Origin of the sequence: Microbaculum marinisediminis, from assembly GCF_025397915.1 — a bacterium.
Taxonomy (GTDB): Bacteria; Pseudomonadota; Alphaproteobacteria; order Rhizobiales; family Tepidamorphaceae; genus Microbaculum; species Microbaculum marinisediminis.
The window spans coordinates 47,227-71,226 of record NZ_JALIDZ010000008.1 but is presented as its reverse complement, the minus strand read 5'-3'; the positions used below and the strand labels follow the sequence as shown (position 1 = coordinate 71,226).

The 24,000-nt window shown below is 67.7% G+C and carries 20 protein-coding genes; 18 read left to right on the top strand and 2 right to left on the bottom strand.

What is annotated here, in order from left to right; all coding sequences use genetic code 11:
• Window positions 1–9 precede the first annotated feature (9 nt).
• The 5 genes from narI to MUB46_RS17275 are packed head-to-tail and all read left to right on the top strand — an operon-like array spanning window position 10 to window position 3,699.
• Window positions 10–717 (top strand): respiratory nitrate reductase subunit gamma, encoded by a 708-nt coding sequence (gene narI, locus MUB46_RS17295; RefSeq protein ID WP_261617200.1) that lies wholly within the window; start codon window positions 10–12, stop codon window positions 715–717.
• Between the two features lie 4 nt (window positions 718–721).
• Window positions 722–1,561: a peptidylprolyl isomerase gene (locus MUB46_RS17290; protein ID WP_261617199.1), complete on the top strand. Its 840-nt coding sequence runs from the start codon at window positions 722–724 to the stop codon at window positions 1,559–1,561.
• Window positions 1,562–1,581: 20 nt separating this feature from the next.
• Window positions 1,582–1,872 (top strand): hypothetical protein, encoded by a 291-nt coding sequence (locus MUB46_RS17285; protein ID WP_261617198.1) that lies wholly within the window; start codon window positions 1,582–1,584, stop codon window positions 1,870–1,872.
• On the top strand, window positions 1,869–2,444 hold the full coding sequence (locus MUB46_RS17280; RefSeq protein ID WP_261617197.1) for a hemerythrin domain-containing protein: 576 nt from the start codon (window positions 1,869–1,871) through the stop codon (window positions 2,442–2,444). The genes MUB46_RS17285 and MUB46_RS17280 overlap by 4 nt, the downstream gene beginning before the upstream one ends.
• Before the next feature lie 49 nt (window positions 2,445–2,493).
• Window positions 2,494–3,699: an NnrS family protein gene (locus tag MUB46_RS17275; RefSeq protein WP_261617196.1), complete on the top strand. Its 1,206-nt coding sequence runs from the start codon at window positions 2,494–2,496 to the stop codon at window positions 3,697–3,699.
• 13 nt (window positions 3,700–3,712) lie between these two features.
• Here MUB46_RS17275 and MUB46_RS17270 read toward each other — a convergent pair whose 3' ends face one another.
• Window positions 3,713–4,474: a DeoR/GlpR family DNA-binding transcription regulator gene (locus tag MUB46_RS17270; RefSeq protein ID WP_261617195.1), complete on the bottom strand. Its 762-nt coding sequence runs from the start codon at window positions 4,472–4,474 to the stop codon at window positions 3,713–3,715.
• Between the two features lie 278 nt (window positions 4,475–4,752).
• On the opposite strand from MUB46_RS17270, the gene MUB46_RS17265 reads away from it, so the two are divergent.
• The 7 genes from MUB46_RS17265 to MUB46_RS17235 all read left to right on the top strand — a co-directional run bounded on the left by MUB46_RS17265 (window position 4,753) and on the right by MUB46_RS17235 (window position 15,773).
• On the top strand, window positions 4,753–5,712 hold the full coding sequence (locus MUB46_RS17265; protein WP_261617194.1) for an ABC transporter substrate-binding protein: 960 nt from the start codon (window positions 4,753–4,755) through the stop codon (window positions 5,710–5,712).
• A 172-nt stretch (window positions 5,713–5,884) separates the two neighbouring features.
• Window positions 5,885–6,940, top strand: a complete 1,056-nt coding sequence (locus tag MUB46_RS17260; protein ID WP_261617193.1) for a quaternary amine ABC transporter ATP-binding protein — start codon at window positions 5,885–5,887, stop codon at window positions 6,938–6,940.
• A gap of 49 nt (window positions 6,941–6,989) precedes the next feature.
• Window positions 6,990–8,984, top strand: coding sequence for an ABC transporter permease (locus MUB46_RS17255; RefSeq protein ID WP_425256285.1), 1,995 nt, complete (start codon window positions 6,990–6,992; stop codon window positions 8,982–8,984).
• An 8-nt stretch (window positions 8,985–8,992) separates the two neighbouring features.
• Window positions 8,993–9,868, top strand: a complete 876-nt coding sequence (locus MUB46_RS17250; protein ID WP_261617191.1) for a choline/ethanolamine kinase family protein — start codon at window positions 8,993–8,995, stop codon at window positions 9,866–9,868.
• 101 nt (window positions 9,869–9,969) lie between these two features.
• Window positions 9,970–12,417, top strand: a complete 2,448-nt coding sequence (locus MUB46_RS17245) for a GcvT family protein (protein WP_261617190.1) — start codon at window positions 9,970–9,972, stop codon at window positions 12,415–12,417.
• A gap of 1 nt (window position 12,418) precedes the next feature.
• Window positions 12,419–14,833, top strand: coding sequence for a GcvT family protein (locus MUB46_RS17240; RefSeq protein WP_261617189.1), 2,415 nt, complete (start codon window positions 12,419–12,421; stop codon window positions 14,831–14,833).
• A gap of 16 nt (window positions 14,834–14,849) precedes the next feature.
• Complete coding sequence (locus tag MUB46_RS17235; RefSeq protein WP_261617188.1) at window positions 14,850–15,773, top strand: choline kinase family protein; 924 nt, start codon at window positions 14,850–14,852, stop codon at window positions 15,771–15,773.
• Between the two features lie 88 nt (window positions 15,774–15,861).
• Here MUB46_RS17235 and MUB46_RS17230 read toward each other — a convergent pair whose 3' ends face one another.
• On the bottom strand, window positions 15,862–16,674 hold the full coding sequence (locus MUB46_RS17230; protein WP_261617187.1) for a citryl-CoA lyase: 813 nt from the start codon (window positions 16,672–16,674) through the stop codon (window positions 15,862–15,864).
• Between the two features lie 608 nt (window positions 16,675–17,282).
• Here MUB46_RS17230 and MUB46_RS17225 point away from each other — a divergent pair.
• The 6 genes from MUB46_RS17225 to MUB46_RS17200 all read left to right on the top strand — a co-directional run bounded on the left by MUB46_RS17225 (window position 17,283) and on the right by MUB46_RS17200 (window position 23,947).
• Window positions 17,283–18,290, top strand: coding sequence for a thiamine pyrophosphate-dependent dehydrogenase E1 component subunit alpha (locus tag MUB46_RS17225; RefSeq protein WP_261617186.1), 1,008 nt, complete (start codon window positions 17,283–17,285; stop codon window positions 18,288–18,290).
• Window positions 18,290–19,273 (top strand): alpha-ketoacid dehydrogenase subunit beta, encoded by a 984-nt coding sequence (locus MUB46_RS17220; protein ID WP_261617185.1) that lies wholly within the window; start codon window positions 18,290–18,292, stop codon window positions 19,271–19,273. The genes MUB46_RS17225 and MUB46_RS17220 overlap by 1 nt, the downstream gene beginning before the upstream one ends.
• Before the next feature lie 28 nt (window positions 19,274–19,301).
• Window positions 19,302–20,315 carry a DctP family TRAP transporter solute-binding subunit gene (locus MUB46_RS17215; RefSeq protein ID WP_261617184.1) on the top strand — a complete coding sequence of 338 codons (1,014 nt, stop codon included), beginning with the start codon at window positions 19,302–19,304 and terminating at the stop codon, window positions 20,313–20,315.
• A gap of 63 nt (window positions 20,316–20,378) precedes the next feature.
• Entirely contained in the window at window positions 20,379–20,891 is a 513-nt protein-coding gene (locus tag MUB46_RS17210; protein ID WP_261617183.1) for a TRAP transporter small permease, read from the top strand.
• Window positions 20,888–22,186: a TRAP transporter large permease gene (locus tag MUB46_RS17205; protein WP_261617182.1), complete on the top strand. Its 1,299-nt coding sequence runs from the start codon at window positions 20,888–20,890 to the stop codon at window positions 22,184–22,186. The genes MUB46_RS17210 and MUB46_RS17205 overlap by 4 nt, the downstream gene beginning before the upstream one ends.
• 30 nt (window positions 22,187–22,216) lie before the next feature.
• Complete coding sequence (locus tag MUB46_RS17200) at window positions 22,217–23,947, top strand: thiamine pyrophosphate-binding protein (protein WP_261617181.1); 1,731 nt, start codon at window positions 22,217–22,219, stop codon at window positions 23,945–23,947.
• The last annotated feature ends 53 nt before the right edge of the window (window positions 23,948–24,000 follow it).

The window sequence follows — 24,000 nt, the reverse complement described above, 5'->3', positions numbered from 1 at the left end:
CCGAGAACGATGCTGGACTACATCAACTACGCCGTGTTCGGCTGGTATCCCTATCTCGCCCTCACGGTGTTCCTGCTCGGCAGCCTCGTGCGCTTCGACCGCGAGCAGTATTCGTGGCGCTCCGGCTCCAGCCAGCTGCTGCGCCGCCGGCAGCTCATGTGGGGCTCGAACCTTTTCCATGTCGGCATCCTGGTCATCTTCCTAGGCCATTTCTTCGGCCTGCTGACGCCGATCTGGGTGTTTGACGCGATCGGCATCAGCCACGGCGCCAAGCAGGTTATGGCGATCGTGGTCGGTGGCGTGGCGGGCATCGTCTGCTTCGTCGGCCTGAGCATGCTGCTGCATCGCCGGCTGTTCGATCCGCGCATCCGCCGCACCTCCAGCTTCGGCGACATCGCTGTCCTGATCCTGCTCTACGCGCAGCTGATCCTGGGACTGCTGACGATCACCGTGTCGCTGCAGCACCTCGACGGCGAGGAGATGGTGAAGTTCATGCGCTGGGCCCAGGGAATCCTGACGCTGCAGCCCTCGGCCTCGCAATATGTCGCCGATGCCGCGCCGATCTTCCGGGCGCACCTGTTCCTCGGCCTGACGATCTTCCTCGTCTTCCCGTTCACTCGCCTCGTGCACATCTGGAGCGCGCCGGTCTGGTATCTGGGCCGGCAGGGCTACCAGATCGTCCGCACCACGCGGCGCGGCGTCCATCCAGCGGAGTAGGGCCATGCGTCTGTTCGACGTCAACGATCGCAAGGCCGTCGCCGAGCCGGCTCCGGCGGTCCGGATCAACGGGGTCGAGATCTCCCGAGCGGCGATCGCCCGGGAGATCCAGAACCATCCGGCAGACACGCCGGGCGCGGCCCGCGAGGAGGCCGCCCGGGCGCTCGCGGTTCGCGAGCTGCTGCTGCAGGAGGCGCGCCGCCGCGGCATCGCTGCGGAGGCCCGAACCGACGAGACCGGAAGGACCGAGGCGGACGAGGAGGCGCTGGTCCGCGCGCTGATCGAGGCCGATGTCGCCGTGCCGAGCCCGACCGAGGCGGAGTGTCGCCGCTTCTACGACACCAATGCCGAGCGGTTCCGCAGCGCAGACATCTACGAAGCGGCGCATATCCTGTTCGCCGCGCCGCGCGAGGACGACGATGCCTATGCCGCCGCGGACAGCGCGGCGCGCGAGGCGATCGACAGGCTTAAGGCCGCCCCGAACCGGTTCGCCGCGATGGCGGCCGACCTGTCGGCCTGTCCCTCGGGCAAGACCGGGGGCAATCTCGGACAGATCTCGACCGGCCAGACGACGCCGGAGTTCGAGGCCGCGCTCGCCGCCATGGACGCCGGCGTGATTTCGCCGGAGCCGGTGCACACGCCCTACGGCGTGCATGTGGTGCGCCTCGACCGCAAGATCGCTGGCCAGACGCTGCCGTTCGAGGTGGTCGGCAGGGAAATCGCCGACTATCTCGCCGACGCCGTGTTCCATCGCGCGGTGCACCAGTACATCGCGATCCTCGCGGGTCGTGCCGAGATCGAGGGAATCGATCTGAAGCGGGCGGAAGGCGGGCTCGTGCAGTAGGCGGGCGGCGGGAGGGAGCCATGCTCGGCGATATCATAGCGCGGTTGGGGGATAAGGGGACGGCCGAGGCGGTCCTCATCGAGGCGGGCGAGCTCGCTCTCCTGGCCGAAGTTCGCGAGGCCGCGCGATCGCTCGATATGGAGGCCGACGCGTTCGCCTCGCTCGCCGTTCGACGGTTCGTGGAACGGGCCGACGACGATGCGTGGCTGCATCTCGTCGGCGTCATGGGGCGCAGCGAAACGCCGGGGCTGGACGCGCTGTCGACGATCCTCCGACGCGCTGTCGCCGACGCACGGGAGGCGGTCGCGTGACCTCCCCCGGCAATCGGAAGCAGTCGCTAGAGCCGCTTCCGGCGCGCCTCCTCGCCCAACCGCTCGATTTCATCGTCGCCGACCACCATCGACACAGGGTGCTGTGCCATCTGTGCGAGAAGCTGGCCGAGGACGAGGCCTTCGATCCCGATCTCGCCGGGGCGATCGCCGATCATATCGAGACCGAGCATGCCGCCCACATCGCCGACGAGGAGCAGGACCTGTTTCCGCTGTTGAAGCGCCGCGCCAAACGCGAGGACGAGATCGGCCGGGTGCTCGAGCAACTGACCGAAGATCATGCGGAGGACGAAAGGCTTGCCGCCAGGATCGTCAACGGCCTGCGACGGCGGATCGCGCACCCGGAGATTCCGATGTCGGCGGGGCTGAGGCGGACGCTGCGGTCGTTTGCCGTCTGCGAACGGCGGCACCTGGCGATCGAGAACGCGATCGTCATTCCGCTGGCGAAGGTCAGGCTGTCGGCGCAGGACCGGGCCGATCTCGCCGGGCGGATGACGGCGCGTCGGCAGGCGCGCGCCGCCAGGCGGTCGGATACGCCGCGCGACGACCCCTAGTGCGGACCCTGTTTCGCACGGACTTCCCGATGGAGACCTCGATAATCCGATGAACGCCACCACTTCCGCGCAGCGCGCCAGGCAATGGACCGGACCGGCGCTGTTCAGTTACGGCTTCCGCCCCTTCTTCCTCGCCGGCGCGCTCTACGCCGCGATCGCGGTCGGCGTCTGGGTGCCGTGGTATCTAGGCGCCGTCACCCTGCCGACCGATTGGCCGCCGATCGCCTGGCATGCGCATGAGTTGCTGTTCGGCTATGTCCCGGCGGTCGTCGCCGGATTCCTGCTGACCGCGGTGCCGAACTGGACGGGACGGCTTCCGGTGGTCGGCTGGCCGCTCGCCGGATTGTTCGCGTTCTGGCTTCTCGGGCGGTTCGCCATCGCGACGTCGGACTGGTTCGGTGCCGCCCTGACGGCGATCGCGACGTTGTCGTTCCTGGCCGGCCTCGGCGCGGTTATCGGCCGGGAGATCCTCGCCGGGCGCAACTGGAAGAACCTCAAGGTGCTCATCATCGTCGTGATGCTGTTCGCGGCCCAGGCGCTGTTCCAGTGGGAGGTGCTCAACGATGGCCACAGCGTCTACGGCGCCCGTCTGGCGATTGCCACGACGATCACGCTGATCGTGCTGATCGGCGGGCGCATCGTTCCCAGTTTCACCGGCAATTGGCTCAGGCAGCGCGGCGGCCAGACGATGCCAGTCCCGTTCTCGCGGTTCGATGCCATCGTTATCGCGGTCAGCGTGGTTGCGCTTGCGGCGTGGATCGTCGCGCCGTCCTTCGAAGGCGTCGCGATCGCGGCGGCCCCGCTCCTGCTTCTGGCCGGGATCCTGCAGCTCGTCCGCCAGGCGCGGTGGCGGCCGCTGCGCACCTTCGCCGAGCCGCTGGTGACGATCCTGCATGTCGCCTATCTGTTCGTTCCGCTCGGCTTCCTCCTGGCCGCTGTCGCCGCCGCATCCGAAAGCGCCGTGCCGAACACCGCGGCTATACACGCCTGGACCGCCGGGGCGATCGGGACGATGACCCTCGCAGTCATGACCCGCGCCACGCTCGGTCATACCGGCCGGACATTGACCGCCGGCGCGGCCACCGTGGCGATCTATGGCCTCGTGGTCCTGGCTGCGCTCACCCGGATCGGCGCGGCCGTCTTCCCCTCTGGCATGGACTGGCTGCTCTCGGTTTCGGCCGTGGCCTGGATCGGCGCGTTCGCCGGCTTCTCGCTCGTTTACGGCCCGCTCCTGGTCCGCCGTCGCGGAGCGTGAGAGCCTCCAGTCTCTAGTCGGCCACCTCGATCCGCGCGCCGGCCGCGGTCAGCGAGTCCGCGAGGGCGGCCGGCGGCCTGCGGTCGGTCACCAGCACGTCCATGCGTTCCGGGCCGCAGATGCGCACCAGGCTCGGCCGGCCGAACTTCGACGCGTCGGCGGCGACGATCACCTGCTCGGCCTGGTCGATGACGGAGCGGGAAAACTCGGCCTCGGCCAGATGGTAGACCATCAGCGAGCCGTCGATCTCCATCGCGCCGATCGACAGGATGGCGTGGCGCACGCGGAACTGGCGGGCGAAGGTCAGGGCTTCCGGTCCCAGTGCCGCGGTATCGTCGGACCGCAGCTCGCCGCCGGCCATGAAGACGCGGTTCGACGTGTTCGTGGCCAGCGTGCGCGCGATCTCCGCCGAGTTGGTCACGACGGTCAGGCTGGAGTGCTGGCTCAGCGCCCGGGCGACGAAGGCGGTGGTGGACCCGCAGTCGAGCATGAGGCTGTCGCCGTTCGAGACGAGACTGGCGACCCGCTCGGCGATGCGGCGCTTGGCCTCGGCGTTCTCGAGCATGCGGTTCTGGAACGGTGGCTCGCGGCCGGCGTCGGGAAGGGTGATGCCGCCATGCACCTTGGCTAGAAGTCCCTCGGAGACGAGGGGCTTCACCGTTCGGCGGATCGTTTCGTCCGATACCTCTAGGCGCTCGGCCAGGTCGCCGATCGAGCAGGCACCGCGAAGCTGAACCAGCCGCAAAATCTCCGTCTGTCGCTGGGTCCGGTGCACCCTTGAGCCCCTTGAGCGTTCGTTTCCGGTGCGCGGGTCGGTTGCCTGCTCTCGCTTGCCTGCTTCTGCGCCGCGCCTGTGCGTAGAGCATATCCATCCAATTCCAAAAATCTAAGCGCCAATTCAACATCAATTCCACAAATTGTGTGATTTCCTGTTGACGTGGGCCCGATTATCGCCGGATCATTCCGTTGGGTCGGGCTTTCCGTCTGCGTATGTCCCGGCACCAGGGGAACAGGCTACGCGCTCTTACGAAAACAGAACGGAGGTGAGCGACCATGACATTTCCACGCATCGCCGCAGCGCTCGCGGGTGCCGCATTGCTCGCCACGGTCAGCGCGCCCGCGCTTGCCGAGGCGGAATCCAAGGATCCGATCAAACTGACCCTGCACGACTGGACCGGTCAGCTCATCACGACCCAGATCATGGGCGAGGTGCTGAAGCAGGCGGGGTACAACGTCGACTACGTGCAGGCCGACTACCTGGCCCAATTCGCGGGCCTGAAGACCGGCGACCTGCACCTGGCCATGGAGATCTGGGAGACCACCGGTCGCGAGGCGCTCGACGAGGCGGTCGGCACGGGCAACGTCGAGAACCTCGGCGAGACCGGCATGCTCGCCATCGAGGAGTGGTGGTACCCCGAGTACATGAAGGAAAAGTGCCCCGGCCTGCCGAACTGGGAAGCGCTGAAGGACGAAGCCTGCGCCGAGGCGTTCTCGACCCCTGAAACCGCGCCGAAGGGCCGGTATCTCGGCGGACCCGTGACCTGGGGCGGGTTCGACGACGAACGCGTCGAGGCGCTGGACCTTCCCTTCGAGGTGATCCACGCGGGCACGGACGCCGCCCTGTTCGCCGAGCTGGAGTCCGCCTACCAGCGGCAGGCGCCGGTCCTGCTGTGGGTCTACGCGCCGCACTGGGCGCCGATCAAGTACAAGGGCGAGTGGGTCGATTTCCCGAAATACGAGGCGGCCTGCTACGAGGATCCGAGCTGGGGCTCCAACAAGGACATGGCCTACGATTGCGGCAAGCCGCGCGGCCCGATCTGGAAGGCCGGCTGGGTCGGCATCAAGGACAAGTGGCCGGGCGCCCACGCCGCCATCAAGGCGTTCAACGTGACCAACGAGGAGATGGGCCAGATGGTCGCCGACGTCGACCTTGACGGAAAGTCGGTCGAGGACGTCGTCGCCAACTGGATGGCCAGCAACGAAGACCGCTGGAAGACCTGGATCGGGAACTGACGTTTCCGCTTGCCGGGGGGCGGGCGCGGGCCCGCTGCTCCCTTGGGCTGCGTCCTTCCCCGGCCGGTCCGCTCGAACGATAGTGTTACCGAGCGGACCATCCCGACCTTCCGACCCTGATCCTCGTCCGGACGGGGCGGTGCGATCCGCCGCCATCCGGAGGCAAGCCACGATGTCCGACTCCGAAACAAAGCTGTCCTGCCGGGGCGTGTGGAAGCTGTTCGGCAGCGATCCCGAAGCCTTTCTGGCGTCCAGGTCGGCGCCCCCGAGCCTCGAGGACATCAGGGCCGCGGGCCTGATCGGCGCTGTGCGGGACGCCAATCTCGACGTCCGCCAGGGCGAGATCTTCGTCATCATGGGCCTGTCGGGGTCGGGCAAGTCGACGCTGGTGCGCTGCCTGTCGCGGCTGATCGAGCCGACGGCCGGCGAGATCATCTTCGAGGGGCGCGACCTGCTGCGGGCGCGCGAGCGCGAGATGATCGAGATCCGCCGCCACCGCATGGGCATGGTGTTCCAGCACTTCGCGCTGCTGCCGCACCTCACCGTGCTCGGCAACGTCGCCTTTCCGCTGGAGGTGCAGGGCATCGACCGCAAGACGCGCGAACTGCGGGCGCGGCGGGTGGTCGAGCTGGTCGGCCTGGAGGGCCGGGAGACCTACTATCCGCGCGAGCTGTCAGGCGGCCAGCAGCAGCGCGTCGGCATCGCCCGCTCGCTCGCGGTGGAGCCGGAGCTGTGGTTCCTGGACGAGCCGTTCTCCGCGCTCGATCCGCTAATCCGGCGCGAGATGCAGGACGAGTTCATCCGCCTGCAGAACAAGCTCAGGAAGACTATCGTCTTCATCACCCACGATTTCGACGAGGCGATCCGGCTGGCCGACCGCATCGCCATCATGAAGGACGGCGCTATCATCCAGACCGGCACGCCGGAGGCGCTGGTGCTGGCGCCGGCGACCGACTACGTCGCCGAGTTCACCCGCCACATTCCCCGCGCCAAGGTGATGACCGCGCGCTCGGTGATGACGGCCTGGCGCGACGGCGCCGAGGTCGCCGGCGCGGTCGGGGCGGGCGAGCGGATCGGCGATATCGCCGACAAGGTGGAGGCGGCGGACCGTCCCTTCGCCGTTCTCGACGCGGACGGCCGCCAGGCGGGGCTGATCGACGCGCGGGCGGTGGTCGACGTGCTGGTCGGCCGCACCGGGCACAACCCGGCGGCGGGGGGTGACGCATGAGACGGGAGGACGCATGACGGCGCGGTCTTCCGCCCTGGCGACACCCGCGATGCGGTCTGCCTGGATCGGCCCGACGGGCCTGTTCTGGCTCGCCGTCCTGGTCCTGTCGCTGTTCGCGGCCTCGTGGGGCAAGGACGTCACGCGGGCCCTCGACATCGCCTGGGCCTACGACTGGCCGCGCGCCTGGACGGTGCCGCTCGCCAGGTGGATCTCCGCGTTTATGTCGTGGCTGATCGACGATGCCACCTTCGGGCTGTTCACCTTCCTCGAGCTCACACGGTTTCTGTCCTGGCTGCTCGACATCCCGCTGACGATCGCCACGAGCCTGCTGTCCACCGGCTTCCTGCGCGGGCAGGGCTCCGACGCGGTGCAGGTGCTGCCGGCCCTGTCGTGGATCGCGGTGATCGCCGTCGTCGTGGCGATGGGGCATTACGCGCGCGGCTGGAAGCTCGCCGCCTTCGTCGGCGCCTGCTTCCTCTATCTCGCCGTCTTCGGCCAGTGGGACAGCGCCATGGTGACGCTGTCCTCGATCGTCATCGCGGTGCCGTTCGGCGTCGCCGGCGGTCTGCTGCTGGGCATCGCCGGCTACCGGTCGGCCTGGGTCGAGCGGGCCCTGTCGCCGGTGCTCGACATCATGCAGACCGTGCCGGTCTTCGCCTATCTGGTGCCGATCCTGTTCCTGTTCGGCTTCGGCCCCGTCGCCGCGATGATCGCCACGATCGTCTACGCGATGCCGCCGATGGTGCGCGTCACCATGCTGTCGCTGCGCGGCGTGCCCGAGGAGATCCGCGACTTCGGCCGCATGGCGGGCTGCACGCGCCGCCAGATGACCTGGAAGGTGCTGGTGCCTTCGGCCCGCGACGGCCTGATGGTCGGGGTCAACCAGGTGATCATGCTCTCCCTCAACATGGTGATCATCGCCTCGATGATCGGCGCCGGCGGCCTGGGCTACGACGTGCTGACCTCGCTGCGGCGGCTCGATATCGGCGGCGGCATCGAGGCCGGCGTCGCCATCGTCGTCCTGGCGATCGCGCTCGACAGGCTGAGCCAGGCCTTCGCCAACCGGCCGCCGCCGGCCCACGGCGGCCTGCCGGCCGGCCATGTGAGGCGGCATCCGTGGACGACGACCGTGATCGTGGTGATCCTCGGCACCGCGCTGGTCGGCCTCGTCTTCCCGCCGGCCCAGAGCTATCCCGAGGCGATGGAGATCTCGACGGGCTCCTTCTGGGAAGGCCTCGTCAAATACATCAACGTCAATTTCTACGACCAGCTCGAGGCGGTGAAGACCGTGATGCTGGTCAATTTCCTCGTGCCGGTGAAGCGCTTCCTCACCGAGCTGCCGTGGATCTGGACGGTCGGCCTCGTCGGGATCGCCGGCTGGCAGCTCGGCGGCTGGCGTCTGGCGCTCGCCGCCGTGGCGCTCGCCATGTTCATCGTCGTCACCGGCCAGTGGGAAAAGGCGATGATCACGGTCTATCTGTGCGGCATCTCGGTCGTCATCGCCTCGCTGATCGGCATCCCGCTGGGTATCGTCGCCGCCGAGAACGAGCGCGCGGGCCGTATCCTCGGCGGACTGGTCGACACCCTGCAGACGCTGCCGAGCTTCGTCTACCTGATCCCCGTGGTCATGCTGTTCCGGGTCGGCGACTTCTCCGCGATGATCGCCGTCATTCTCTACGCGCTCGCGCCGGCGATCCGCTATACCGCGCACGGCATCCGCCAGATCGACCCGCAGCTGGTCGAGGCCGGCGTCGTGTCCGGCTGCACCCGGCGCCAGCTTCTCTCCAAGATCAAGTTGCCGCTGGCCCTGCCGGAGATCATGCTCGGCATCAACCAGACGATCATGCTGGCGATCTCGATGGTGGTCATCACCGCGCTCGTCGGCACCCGCGACCTCGGCCAGGAGGTCTATATCGCGCTGACCAAGGCCGATACCGGCCGCGGCATCGTCGCGGGGCTTGCCGTCGCCTTCATCGCCATCGTCGCCGACCGGCTGGTTTCCGCCGGCGCCCGGCGCACCCGGCACCGGCTCGGACTGGCGTGAGGACGACGATGACGGACGCCCGCACCAAAGCCGCCTCGCTGTCCCTGTGGTCCGGACCCGTGGATCCGGTCCCGCTCGGCGGCGGCATCACCAACACCAACTTCGTCGTCGCGGACGGGGAAGAGAAATACGTCGTGCGCATCGGCGACGACATCCCGGTGCACCAGGTGATGCGCTTCAACGAGCTCGCCGCCTCCCGCGCGGCGGCCGAGACCGGGGTATCGCCCGAGGTGGTGCATCACGAGCGCGGGGCGCTGGTGATCCGCTACATCGACGGCAAGACCTACGCCGAAGACGACGTACGCAAACAAGAGAACCTGGAGCGAATCCTGCGGGTCCTCCTCAGGTGCCACCGCGACATGCCGAACCATGTGCGCGGCCCGGTTCTGATGTTCTGGGTGTTCCACGTGGTGCGCGACTATGCCGGCACCCTGCGTGACGGCGGCAGCGCCCATATCGACAGGCTGCCCGGTCTGCTCGACACCGCCGCCACCCTCGAAAAGGCCGTCGGGCCGATCGATATCGTCTTCGGCCACAACGACCTGCTGCCGGCGAACTTCATCGACGACGGCAGCCGCATCTGGCTGATCGACTGGGATTATGCCGGGTTCAACTCGCCGCTGTTCGATCTCGGCGGGCTTGCATCCAACAACGGCCTGACGCCGGCCCAGGAAGACTGGCTGCTGGAAGCCTATTTCGACCGCACCGTGACCGACGACCTGCGCCGCCGCTACACGGCGATGAAGTGCGCGTCGCTTTTGCGCGAGACCATGTGGAGCATGGTCTCGGAGATCCATTCCGAACTCGCCTTCGACTACGCCGCCTATACGGCCGAAAACATGCAGCGCCTGGATGCGGCGCTGGCGACCTTGAACGAGATGTGAGGACGCGATGCCGCTGAGCCACGATCCTCGCCGCGACCACCGCCTGAATCCCGATACGGCCCGCGTGCCGGATGCCACGCTACGACTGAGGAACCGCGTCAATGGCTGACCTGCCGACAGAAGCAAGAGCCGTCGTCATCGGCGGGGGCATCGTGGGATGCTCCACCGCCTATCATCTCGGCAAGCTCGGCTGGACCGATACGATCGTGCTGGAGCGTGCCAAGCTCACCTCGGGCTCGACCTGGCACGCGGCCGGGCTCGTCGGCCAGCTGCGCACCAGCGCCAACATCACCCAGCTCCTGGGCAATTCCGTCGCCCTCTACGACCGCCTCGAGGAGGAAACGGGACTGGCCACCGGCTGGAAGATGAACGGGGGGCTGCGGCTCGCCTGCAACGCCGACCGCTGGACGGAAGTGCGCCGCCAGGCGACGACGGCCCATTCCTTCGGTCTCGAAATGCACCTGCTGACGCCGAAGGAGGCGCAGGATCTCTGGCCGCTGATGGATATCGGCGATCTCGTCGGCGCCGCCTACCTGCCGACCGACGGCCAGGCGAGCCCGTCCGACATCACCCAGGCGCTGGCCAGGGGCGCGCGCATGTCGGGCGTGACGGTCTTCGAGGATACGCCGGTCACCGGCATCCTGATCGAGGACGGGCGCATCAGGGGTGTCGAGACGCCGCGCGGGACGGTGAAATGCGAGGTCGTCGTCAACTGCGCCGGGCAGTGGGCGCGGGACATCGGCCGGCTCGCCGGCGTCAACGTGCCGCTCGTCTCGGTCCAGCACCAATATCTGATCACCGAGGCGATCGATGGCGTTGCCGCGAACCTGCCGACGTTGCGCGATCCCGACCGCCTGACCTACTACAAGGAGGAGGTCGGCGGTCTCGTCATGGGCGGCTACGAGCCGAACCCGATCCCCTGGGCGAACGACGGCATTCCCGATGGCTTCGAGTTCACCCTGCTCAATTCCGACTGGGACCACTTCTCCGACATCATGGAACTGGCGCTCGGCCGCGTGCCGGCGCTGGCCAATGCCGGTGTCAAGGAACTCCTGAACGGTCCGGAGAGCTTCACGCCGGACGGCAACTTCATTCTCGGCGAGGCGCCGGAACAGCATGGCTTCTTCGTCGGCGCCGGATTCAACGCCTTCGGCATCGCCGCCGGCGGCGGCGCCGGCATGGCGCTCGCCGAATGGATCGTCGCGGGCGAGCCGCCGTTCGACCTGTGGCCGGTCGACATCCGCCGCTTCGGTCGCCCGCATTTCGATGCCGACTGGGTGCGCACGCGCACGCTCGAGCTCTACGGCAAGCACTACACCATCGCCTGGCCGGGCGAGGAGCACGACAGCGGCCGGCCCTGCCGCCGCTCCGCGCTCTACGACCGGCTCAAGGCCGCCGGCGCCTGCTTTGGCGAGAAGCTCGGCTGGGAGCGGCCGAATTGGTTCGCCGATCCGTCCGCGGGCGAAGCGCCGAAGGACGTCTACAGCTTCGGCCGGCCGAACTGGTTCGAGGCGGTCGGGCGCGAGCACGCGGCGACGCGCGAGGCCGTGACCGTCTTCGACCAGTCCTCGTTCGCCAAGTTCCTGGTCGTCGGCCCGGACGCGGAGGCCGCGCTCACCTGGATCTGCGCCGGCAACGTCGCGCGGGCGCCGGGCAGGCTCGTCTATACCCAGATGCTCAACCCGCGCGGCGGGATCGAATGCGACCTGACCGTCGCCCGCCTCAGCCCCGACCGCTACTACATCGTCACCGGCACCGGGTTCGCGACCCACGATCTCGACTGGATCCGCCGCAACATTCCCGCGGGCCTCAACGTCCAGGTCGTCGACGTCAGCTCGGGCTACGGCGTGCTGTCGGTCATGGGGCCGAATGCGCGCACGCTGCTGTCGCGGCTGACGCGCGACGATCTCTCCAATGACGGTTTCCCCTTCGGCACGGTGCGCGAGATCGGCATCGCCGGGGCGCCGGTGATGGCGCTGCGCGTCACCTATGTCGGCGAGCTCGGCTGGGAACTGCATGTTCCCACCGAGTATGTCGTCAATGTCTACGAGGCGCTGATGGACCGGGGCGGCGACCTGGGCGTGCGCCCGGCCGGGTATCGCGCCATCGAGTCGCTGCGCCTGGAGAAGGGCTACCGCGCCTGGGGCTCCGACATCGGCCCGGACCACACGCCGCTGGAAGCCGGGCTCGGCTGGGCGGTGAAGCTGAAGTCCAACCAGCCGTTCCTCGGCCGCGAGGCGCTCGACGCGCAGGGTCGGGCGCCGCTGAAGAAGCTGCTTGCCGGTTTCACGGTCGATCCCGCCATCGTGCTGCTCGGCCGCGAGACCATCTATCGCGACGGCGAGCGCGTCGGCTGGCTGACCAGCGGCGGCTACGGCTACACGGTCGGCCAGTCGATCGGGTACGGCTATGTCCGCAACCCCGACGGCGTCGACGAGGCCTATGTGGCGTCGGGCGCCTACGAGCTGGAGGTCGCGACCGAGCGCGTTCCCGCCAGGCTGTTCCTGCAGCCGCTCTACGATCCGGCCATGAGCCGGGTGAAGGCGTGAGATGAGCGATACCCAGGCCCGCATCGTCATCATCGGCGGCGGCGCGATCGGCTGCGCCATCGCCTATCATCTGGCCCGCGCCGGCGAGCGCGACGTGGTACTGCTGGAAAAGGCGCAGCTCACCCACGGGTCGACATGGCACGCGGCTGGGCTCGTCGGCCAGCTGCGGTCGAAGAAGAACCTGACGCGGCTGATGCAGAACTCGGTCGCGGTCTACGACCGGCTGGAAGCCGAATCCGGCCAGGCCATCGACTGGAAGAAGGCCGGCTCGCTGCGCATCGCCGCGAGCGACGAACGGCTCGCCGAGATCCGGCGCTCGCTGACCCAGGCCAAGGGCTTCGGCTTCGAGGCCCACGAGATCGCGCCGCGCGAGGCGATGGAGCGCTTTCCCTGGATGACGGGCGACGGCGTGGTCGGTGCCGCCTGGATCCCCAGCGACGGCTATATCGACCCCTATGCGCTGACGCAGGCCTACGCGAAGGTGGCGCGGGCCGGCGGCGTGAGGATCCGCGAAGGCGTTCTGGTCACCGGCTTCGAGCGGGAGGGGCGGCGCATCACCGGCGTCGTCACCGACCACGGAACCATCGCCTGCGAGATCGTCGTCAACGCGGCCGGCATCTGGGCCAAGAGGATCGGCGAGATGGCCGGCGTCGCGCTGGCCGCCGGCGCGGTCGAGCATCAGTACGTCGTCACCGAGAAGAAGATCGACGTCACCGCAGAGACGCCGACGTTCCGCGACCCCGACCGCATCTTCTACCTGAAGCCGGACGTGAAGGCGTTCGCCATCGGCGGCTGGGAGCAGGGGGCGCCGGCGTGCTGGCCGCAGGGCGTGCCGTTCGACTTCGGCCGCGAACTGTTTCCCGAGGCCCTCGACCGGCTGGAGCTGTTCATGCTGCCCGCCGCCGAGCGGCTGCCGATCCTGAACGAGATCGGCATCCAGACCGTCATCAACGGGCCGATCCCGGTGTCGGCCGACGGTGAGCCGGTCATGGGCCTCGCGCCCGAGCGCGACAATTTCTACGTCGCCTGCGGCTTCACCGCCGGCATCGCCGCGTCCGGCGGGGCGGGCGAGGCGATGGCCAACTGGATCCTGCACGGCGATCCGGGCATGGACCTGTGGCCCTTCGACGTGCGCCGGTTCTCGCCGCATCAGGCCAACCGGCGGTATCTGGCGCAGCGGTCGAGCGAAGCCTATGGCGATTACTATGCGATCCACTGGCCGGGCGCGGAACTGCACTCGGCGCGCGGCGGACGCCTGAGCCCGATCCACCATCTCCTGACGGCGAACAAGGCGGTGCACGGCTCCAAGGCCGGGTGGGAGCGGCCGCTGTGGTTCGATACCAGCGCGGTGGCCGCGTCCGAGACCCCGAGCTTCGAGCACAAGCCGGGCTGGTTCGAGGCGGTCGGCCGCGAGCATGCCGCCGTGCGCGAGGGTGTCGCGCTGATCGACCAGACGTCGTTCTCCAAGTTCGAGGTGACCGGTTCCGGCGCCTTCGCCGCACTGCAGCGCATCGCCGCCAACGACCTCGATAGAGCCGACGGTACCTGCGTCTATACCCAACTTTGCAACGACCGAGCCGGCGTCGAAGCCGACCTCACGATCATGCGCCTGGACGCGGAGCGCTTCTATATCGTCACCGGCAGCCAGTTCGGCGTGCGGGATTCCGGCTGGATCGCACGCCATCTGCCCGGCGACGGTGCGGTGCAGCTTCGCGACGTGACCTCGGCCTACGCCGTCATCAACCTCGTCGGCCCGAAGGCGCGGTGCGTGTTGCAGGAGACCACGGACGACGACGTATCGAACGAGGCCTTCCCGTATCTCGCCGTGCGCGACATCGAGATCGGCCTCGGCCGCGTCCGTGCGGCCCGCATCGGCTATGTCGGCGAACTCGGCTGGGAGCTGCATGTTCCGTCCGAACAGGCGCCGCATGTCTACCAAACCCTTCGCAACGCTGGCGAAAAGCACGGCATCGCCGATGTCGGATACCGGGCGATCGAGTCGCTCAGGCTGGAGAAAGGCTATGTCTACTGGTCGGCCGAGGTGACGCCGGACACCAACCCCTACGAGGCGGGGCTCGGCTTCTGCGTCGCGCTCGACAAGGGCGATTTCATCGGCCGCGAGGCGCTGGCGCGGATCAAGGCGGACGGCCCGTCGCGGCGGCTCGTGACGCTCACCGTCGACGGCTATGCGCCGCTGATAGGCGGCGAGGCGGTTCTTTGCGAGGGCGCGGTCGTCGGCACCACGACGAGCGCCGGCTACGGCTACACGGTCGGCAGGACCATCGCCTTCGCCTACGTGCCGGCCGCGCTGGCCCGGGCGACCGACTTCGTCGTCGAGGCCTACGGCAGGAGCTATCCCGCGACCCGCGGTCCGCGCACGCTGCATGATCCGAAATCGGAACGACTGAAGAGCTAGCAGAAAAGGGGGCACCATGAGCGAAACCGACGCGGTCCGGACGGCGCTTTCCGGCATTCCCGCCTTTGCCGGGAAAGACGTCGCGGCGGCCTCGCTCACGCGGCTCGGCGGGCTCACCAATCTGGTGTTCCAGGTGGATCTCGACGGCGAACGCTACTGCCTGCGCCTGCCCGGCGAGGGAACCTCCGAGTATATCGACCGCAAGGTGGAGGAAACCAACGCGATAGCTGCGGCTGCCGCCGGGGTGTCGCCGGGGGTGGTTCACTTCGGCGCCGATGGTGTCATGGTCACCCAGTATGTCGATCGCTCGACAACCATGAGCGCCGACCTGTTCGCGACGACGCCGGGCGCCGTCGAGCGGGCCGGCAGGGCGTTCCGGAAACTGCACGACAACGCGGGCCGGTTCGACTTCCGCTTCGAGCTGTTCTCGATGATCGACGAGTATCTCGGCCACCTGAAACGACTCGGTGCCGCAGTGCCGGACGGCTATCACGACGTCGTGGCGGACGCCGAGACGGTCCGCCAGGCCTTGTCGGCGCATCCGCTGCCGCTGGCCCCGTGCCACTGCGATCCGCTGTGCGAGAATTTCCTCGATACCGGCGACACGATGTGGATCGTCGACTGGGAATATTCCGGCATGAACGACCCGATGTGGGATCTGGGCGACCTTTCGGTCGAAGGCGGCTTTGACGCCGACATGGACCGCCGGCTGATCGAAGCCTATTTCGACGGTCCGGCGACGCAGGTCGATCGCGGCCGCATGGTCATCTACAAGGCGATGTGCGACTTGCTCTGGACGCTGTGGGGCTTGATCCAGCACGCCAACAAAAACCCGGTCGAGGATTTCTGGGCCTATTCCATCAACCGGTTCGAGCGCTGCAAGGCGCTGATGGCGACGCCGGATTTCGCCCGCCATGTCGAAGCCGTGCGCAAAGGCTGATCCGGCACACAGAACCTCTCGATTACGATGTCGGTACGGACGTGCCGGCCGCGGAGGACGACGATTTCGCGCGGCGCCTCGGCCGATCTCAAGACCCCGACTTCCCCGGGGCGTCGGATTTCGCTCCGTCGTAGCCGATCGCCTTGTCGGCCTCATGGGACATGATGAAGCCGATGGAGCGTTGGGATTCCTCGTAGAGATGCGCGACAAGGCCGGCGGCCCGGGCAAGCAGCGGCACGCCCTTGAGCGCCTCCAGCGGCCAGCCGGCGTCCAGCATCAGTGCGGGGATCGCGCCGGAGACGTTTATCGGCAACGGACGATCCATGATCGCGGGCGCGAGCTCCCCGAGGAGGCGCAGCGTGCGGACATGGTCGCCGGAGACGCCGTTGTCGTCGGCGAGCGTGAGCAGCGCGTTGGCGCGCGGGTCGCCGGCGCTGTGCTGCGGATGACCGAGCCCGGGGACTTTCCGACGTGCCGCCTTCAGCTCCAGCAACGTCTCGCGGCAGACATCTTCGATATCGCGACCGCTGCCGCGGCTTTTCTCCAGGATATCGGCGAGATAGCGCCCCGCCGCCTCGGAGCTGCCGGCGACGACCGATCCCATGCCGAGCAGGCCGGCGGACATGGCGCCCTGCCAGGCTTCGGGCGCGGCCGCAAGAGTCATGCGCGCGGCCTGGACGCTGGGAACCAAACCATGTTCGGCGATCGCGACGAGACAGGCGTTTGTCACGAGGCGCTGTTTGTCGTCGGGACGCTTGCCGGTGACCAGCAGCCAGAAATAGTCGGTGAAATCGATCTTGCCGATCAGATCGTTGCACAGATCGTTCCCGCGAACGGTGATCGCGTGTTCATCCGAGGTGGCGATCGCCGTAAAGGCTTTGTCTTGCTTGCCTATTCGCATCTGTCTTCCAGTCTTCGCGATCCGGTTTTCGCTTCTGCAGAAGTACTGATGGGCGGTCATGGGTCCCTGTCAAGGTCAAGCCCCGGCGCTTTGGCCCACTGCCGTCTGCTCTGGCCAGGGCGCAAAGTCCGGTGGGGTGCACGCTACTGCAGAGCTGGATGCGTTCACCGTAACAATTGCGGAGAATTCGAGGGGCGGCCGAGTTATCGAAGCTCGCGCAAAGGGCGCGGTGATCCCGCGGCGCTTCAATACTGCGCGCCCGGATATGATGTCGGGCCTCTCGATCCGAAGGGGAGTGCAACGACTGCTTGACCGCAAGAATGTTCCATTTTATTTTAAATAAGTTCCGCGATACGGAACAAATTCCGAGCTCGACATGAAAACGAATACGAGACGGATTGGAGGACAACGGACACTGGCGGGAAAACGCGAAGAAAATCGCTCTTCGTGGACTTCAGCTGAAAATACGATCCAAAAACAACCGTTCGCCTGGCGAGATGTGCGTCGCGTTCGAGACCGGACGCGGACATTGATCGGAGGCGATCGACAGTAATTCACGCTACGCGGTTCGGATGCGTTGGCGTGGCAGGGACAGGGAGACTCCAAGGGTGCCGGCTGGCCAATCCACACGTGCCTCCAATCTGAACATCGAGCGCCTGAAGGCGCAGTTCGGCGAGATGTGCCGGATCCGTGAGTTCGAGCGCGCTGCGATCACGGCGTCGACCGAGAAACTGGTCCTGGGCGCCATTCATCCCTCCATCGGACAGGAAGCGGTCGCCGTCGGCGTCTGCGGAAACCTGAAGCGCGACGACATCATCCTGTCGACCCATCGCGGTCATGGCCACACCATGGCCAAGGGCGCCGATGCGCTCGCCATGATGCGCGAGCTGTTCGGTCGGGCCGGCGGCACCAGCGGCGGCAAGGGCGGTTCGATGCATATCGCCGATTTCTCGGTCGGCATGCTGGGCGCCAACGGCGTCGTCGCCGCCAATATCAACATCGCCGCCGGTGCGGCGCACGCGATCAAGCTGAAGGGCGAGGACAAGGTCGTCGTCTGTTTCTTCGGCGACGGCGCGATCAATCGCGGCCCCTTCCTTGAGGGGCTGAACTGGGCCGGCGTGTTCAAGCTGCCGATCGTGTTTGTTTGCGAGGACAACGGCTTCGCGGCAACGACGCGCACCCATGCGATGACCGCCGGCGGGGGCCCTGCGGCGCGGGCGGAATCGATCGGCATCAAGGCCGAGATCGTCGATGGCAACGACGTCGTGGCGGTCGACGAGATCGCGCGTTCGCTGATCGAGGAGGCACGCCGGGGCACGCCGCGGTTCCTTCTGGCGAACACCTACCGCCTTACCGGCCACACCAGCGCGGATCCCGCGCCCTACCGGGCCGAGGAGGAAGTGCAGGAACGCTGGCTCAACGATCCGATCGAGACTGTCCGCAATGCGCTTGTCCGCGCCGGGGTCGCGCCGGACGAACTCGACGCGATGCACCGGGCGGCGGAAGCGGAGATGACGCAGGCCTACGAAACCGCAAAGGCAACCGAGTGGCCCGAAACCGCCCTCGCTTTCGCCGACGTCCAGGATATCGGCGATCCGCGCGAGGAGGCGTTCTGATGGCCCGTGTCAGCTACATCGAAGCCGGCCGCCAGGCGGTCGCGGAGGAAATGCGCCGGGATCCGCTCGTCTGGGCGGTCGGCGAGGACCTCGGCCGGGGCGGCGTGTTCGGCCAGTACACGGGCCTGGCCGACGAGTTCGGTTCTGACCGGATCTCGGACGCGCCGATTTCGGAATCCTGCATCCTGGGCGCCGCCGTCGGCGCGGCGATGACGGGCACGCGGCCGATCGTCGAGATGCGGTTCTCCGACTTCGCCCTGTGTGCCGTCGACGAACTCGTAAACCAGGCCGCCAAGGCGCGCTACATGTTCGGCGGCCAGACGCGTGTGCCGATCGTGGTGCGCGAGCCCATCGGCATGTGGCGCTCGTCCGCGGCGCAGCATTCGCAGTCGCTGGAGGCCTGGTATGCCCATATTCCCGGCCTCGTCGTCGCGGTGCCGTCGACGCCGGCCGACGCCAAGGGGCTGTTGAAAGCCGCGATCCGCTGCGACGATCCGGTCGTGTTCATGGAACACAAGAACCTGTGGCCTCTCGAGGGCGAGGTGCCGGACGGCGACGTCGTGGTCGACTTCGGCAAGGCACGCACGGTTCGCGAAGGCAGGGACGTCACGATCGTTTCGTGGTCGGCGGCGGTGCATACGGCCGAGGAGGCCGCGAAAACGCTGTCGGGCGAGGGCGTCGAGGCCGACGTCATCGATCTGCGCACATTATGGCCCTGGGACAAGGCCGCGGTGCTGAAAAGCGTGGAGACGACGGGTCGGCTCCTGGTCGTCCAGGAGTCGGTCTCGGTCGCCGGATTCGGCGCGGAGGTCGCGGCCACCGTTGCCGAGGCTCTGCACGGCGTCCTGAAGGCGCCGGTGCGGCGGCTCGGCGCGCCGCGCATCCCGATCAGCTATGCCCCGCCGCTCGAGGACGAGGTGCGGGTCACCGCGGACGCCGTCGCGGCTGCCGCGCGCGATCTCGTGACCCGTATCAACAGGTAAAAAACGTACCAAGGAAGGGAGAATGCTCATGCGTATCTTGAAAGTCGCTCTGCTTGCCGGCCTGGCCGCCCTGACGGCGATGCCGGCAGCTGCCGAGTACAAGGAAGAGTACAAGATCTCGACCGTCGTGCCGGCGCCGTTCCCGTGGGGTATCGCGGCGGAGAAATGGGCCGAGCTCGTCGGCGAGCGCACCGACGGCCGCATCAAGATGAAGGTCTATCCGGGTGCCCAGCTCGTGTCCGGTGACCAGACCAAGGAATTCACCGCGATGCGTCGCGGCATCATCGACATGGCCGTGGGCTCGACGATCAACTGGTCGCCGCAGATCAAGGAACTGAATCTCTTCTCGCTGCCGTTCCTGATGCCCGACTACGAGTCGATCGACGTGCTGACCCAGGGTCCCGTCGGCGAGAAGCTGTTCGCGATCCTGCGCGAGAACGGCGTCGAGCCGCTCGGCTGGGCGGAGAATGGCTATCGCGAGGTGTCGAACTCCAAGCATCCGATCCGCACGCCTGACGACCTCAAGGGCCTGAAGATGCGCGTCGTCGGTTCGCCGCTGTTCAACGACACCTTCACCGCGCTCGGCGCCAACCCGACCCAGATGAGCTGGGCCGACGCCAAGCCGGCTCTGACGACGGGTGCCGTCGACGGACAGGAGAACCCGCTGTCGGTCTTCACCATCGCCAAGATGCATGAGATCGGACAGACGAACCTGACGCTGTGGCACTACGTCGCCGATCCGCTGATCTTCGCGGTCAATCAGGACGTCTGGAATTCGTTCTCGCCCGAGGACCAGGCCATCGTCCGCCAGGCGGCGCTGGATGCCGGCGCGGTCGGCATCGAGGTCGCGCGCAAGGGCCTGACCGGTGGCGACAATTCCGCCATCGAGGAAGTCCGCGCGCTCGGCGTCGAGGTGATCGAGCTGACGCCGGAAGAGCGCCAGGCCTTCGTCGACGCGACCCGGGGCGTCTACGCCGACTGGAAGGAAAAGATCGGCCCGGAAATCGTCGAAATGGCCGAAGAGTCGATCGCCAACCGCTGATCGGACGACGGAAGCGGGCGCGCCAGCGCCCGCCTCCTTTCCTGTCGAACAAGGCGCGGACCCGTGTCAGACACCGGCGCAGACCTCCCCGAGAAGCCCAGCGCGAACCACGCGCGGGTGCCTATCTCGCTCGAGCGCGCGGCGGGCGCCGTCGCCATGGGGCTGATCTGCCTGATCAGCTTCGCCAACGTGGTGGTGCGCTACGCCACCGACGTCTCCTTCGCCTTCACCGAGGAATTTTCCGTCTTCCTGCTGGTGTTCATGACCTTCGTCGGCGCCTCGCTCGCCTTCGCCACGAACGAGAACATCCGCATCACCTTTCTCGCCGACAGGCTGTCGCCGCGCGGCCGGCTCGCCTGCGAGGTGATCGCCGCGCTTGCCTCGTTCCTCATGTTCGCCCTGGTGGTCTGGTACTCGGGTGAGCTCAGCTGGGACGAGTTCCGCTACGGCGAGACTTCGCCGGGGCTCGGCTATCCGACCTGGATCTACACGATCTGGCTGCCGATCCTGGGCATCGTGATCCTGCTCAGGATCCTCGGCCGGCTGATCGCCACGCTCAGGGGCACGGCGTCATGATCGCGGCGAATTTCATCCTGATCGGGGTCTTCGTCCTTCTCCTCGCCATCGGCACGCCGATCGCCGTGGCGCTGGGGCTCGCGGGCGCGGCGGCCGTCGCCGTCGGCCTCGATCTGCAGACGGTGGCGATGATCGGCACCAATACCTACACCTCGATCGCGAAATATCCGCTGATCGCGATCCCGCTGTTCATTCTGACCGGCATGGTGTTCGAGCGCTCCGGCGTCGCCGGCCGGCTCGTTACCTTCGCCCAGGCGATCGTCGGTCCGCGCCGCGGCGGGCTCGCGGTCGTCGCCACGCTCGTGTGCATGATCATGGGGGGGATGTCGGGGTCCGGCCCGGCCGATGCCGCCGCCGTCGCCACCATCATGATCCCGTCGATGATGAAGGCCGGCTATCCGCGCGAATTCTCGGCCAGCGTCATCGCCGCCTCGGCTTCGACCGCGATCCTGATCCCGCCGTCGATCGCGCTGATCGTCTATTCGATCCTGGTGCCGGGCATGGATCTGCGGGCGCTGTTCGCCGCCGGGCTCGTCCCGGGCGTGTTGGCGGGCGCCGCGGTGATCCTGCCGACGCTGATCCTGAGCCGGCGGCACGATTTCGGCGCGCAAGAGCTCGCGGAACGGCCCGAGTTCTGGAAAAGCCTGTGGCAGGCGGTTCCCGGCCTGCTCGCGCCGGTGATCATCCTCGGCGGCCTGCGCTCGGGCCTGTTCACGCCGACGGAAGCCGCCGCAGTGGCGGTCGCCTACGGCTTCCTCGTCGGCGTCCTGATCTATCGCAAGATGGGCTGGCGCGATGTCTGGTCGGTGCTCGCCGACAGCGCCGAGACCTCGGCGGTGATCATGGTCATCATCTCGCTGGCCGGCCTGTTCGCCTGGGCAGGCTCGACGCTGGGCGCCTTCGACCACGCGGCGCAATCGATCCTGGCGGTGAGCGACTCCGGCCTGGTGGTGCTGATCCTGGTGATGGCGGTACTGCTGGTCGCCGGCATGATCCTCGATGGCGTGTCGATCTACCTGATCACGCTGCCGCTGCTGGTGCCGATCGCGATCGCCTTCCAGTGGAACCTCACCTGGTTCGGCGTGCTGATGGCCATGAACATCGCCATCGGCCAGTTCACGCCGCCGGTCGCCGTCAACCTGATGGTCACCGCGCGCATCGCGCGGGTGCCGATCGAGGCGACGGTGCCTTGGATCCTCTGGCTCATGCTGACGATGGGCACCGCGATGCTGCTCGTCATCCTGTTTCCGGAAATCGCCCTGTGGCTGCCCAAGATGCTGGGCTACCGGGTGTGACATGCCTTCAATACGCGTAGGAGAAGTGCGGTGAGTTCCAACGAGATGACCGGCGGCGAGGCGATGGCCCGCATGCTGAAGGCCTGCGGCACCGGGCCGATGTTCGGCATGGGCGGCTTCCAGCTCCTGCCCTTCTACGACGCGGCGCGGCGGATCGGGCTCGATCACAACCTGATCAACGACGAGCGTTGCGCGGTGTTCATCGCCGACGCCTATGCCAAGGTTTCCGGCCGCGTCGGCGTCTGCGACGCCACGCTGGGGCCCGGCGCCACCAACCTCGTCACCGGTCTCGTCGAGGCGCTCAACGCCGGCTCGCCGCTCGTCGTCTTCGTCGGCGACACCCACCGCATGCACGCCTGGAAGAACATGACGCAGGAGACCCGGCAGATCGAGATCCTGCGCCCGGCCTGCAAGGAACTGATCCGCATCGAGATGGTCGAGCGCATCCCCGAGCTCGTCCGCCGCGCGTTCCAGGTCGCGACGTCCGGGCGGCCCGGCCCCGTCGTCGTGGACGTGCCCGAGGATGTCTGCCACGGCACCCACCCCTTCGACGACGCGGAGTTCGCGGTCGACCCCGGGATATCGATGGCCCCGTCGCTGCGCTGCCGTCCCGCCTCGGAAGACCTTACGCGCGCCTCGGCGATGCTCGCCGGCGCCAAACGGCCGCTGATGCTGTGCGGCGGCGGCGTCCATATCAGCGGCGCCACGGCGGCGGCGGAAGCGCTGGCGCACGCGATCAACCTTCCGGTCGCCCACACCATGACCGGCAAGGGCGCGATCGCCTGTTCCGACCCGCTCAATGCCGGCCTCTTCGGGCGATACGACCGCATCGCCAATGCGCTGATCGATGCCTCCGACTGCCTGCTGGTCGTCGGTTGCAAGCTGGGCGAGATCGCGACCAAGCGGTACACCGTGCCGGCCGCCGGCAAGACCGTGATCCATCTCGATAACGTGGCCGAGGAATTCGGCCGTACCTTCCAGCCGACGCTCAGGCTGTGGGGTGACGCCCGCGAGGGCCTGCGCGACCTGGCCCTGGAACTTGCCGGCGAGGCGGATGCGATCCGCGCGCGCCAGCAGGGATATGCCGACGAGGTCGCGACGAAGATGGCCGAGTGGCGCGGGTCGGTCGAGGCGCGCCTGACCTCCGACGAACGGCCGATCAACATGGCGCGGCTGCTGAACGAGCTGAACGCGGCGATGCCGGCAGACGGCATTCTCGTCGCCGATGGCGGATTCGCCGCGCATTGGGGCGGGCTGCTCTACGATACCAAGCAGGCCGGTCGCGGCTTCGTGCCCGATCGCGGCTTTGCCTCGATCGGCTACGGCCTGCCCGGTGCCATGGGCTGTGCGCTCGCCGCGCCCGGCCGTCCCGTCGTGGGGCTGACCGGTGACGGCGGCTTCAATATGGTGATGGGAGAGCTGGAAACGGCGCGCCGGCTCAAGCTGCCGCTCACCGTCATCGTCGTCAACAACGCGGCGTCCGGCTACGTGAAGGCGCTGCAGCACCTGATGTATGGCGCGGGCAGCTACCAGTCGAGCGACCTCGCCGAGGTCAACTATGCCCGCGTCGCTGAGTCGCTCGGCTGCACCGGCATCCGCGTCGAGGACCCGGCCGACATCGCCGGTGCGCTGCGGCAGGGCATTTCGGGTGCGAGCGGGCCGACGTTGATCGACATCGTCGTTACCCGCGATCCCGCGCACATGCTGCCGGGCGTCGACAACCGCACGGTGCAGGTGAAGAAGGGCGACCGGGTCGCCTGACGACACGGCGCGCCGCGCAAGATCTGACATGCAGCGAGGTCGAGGCGGCGCAG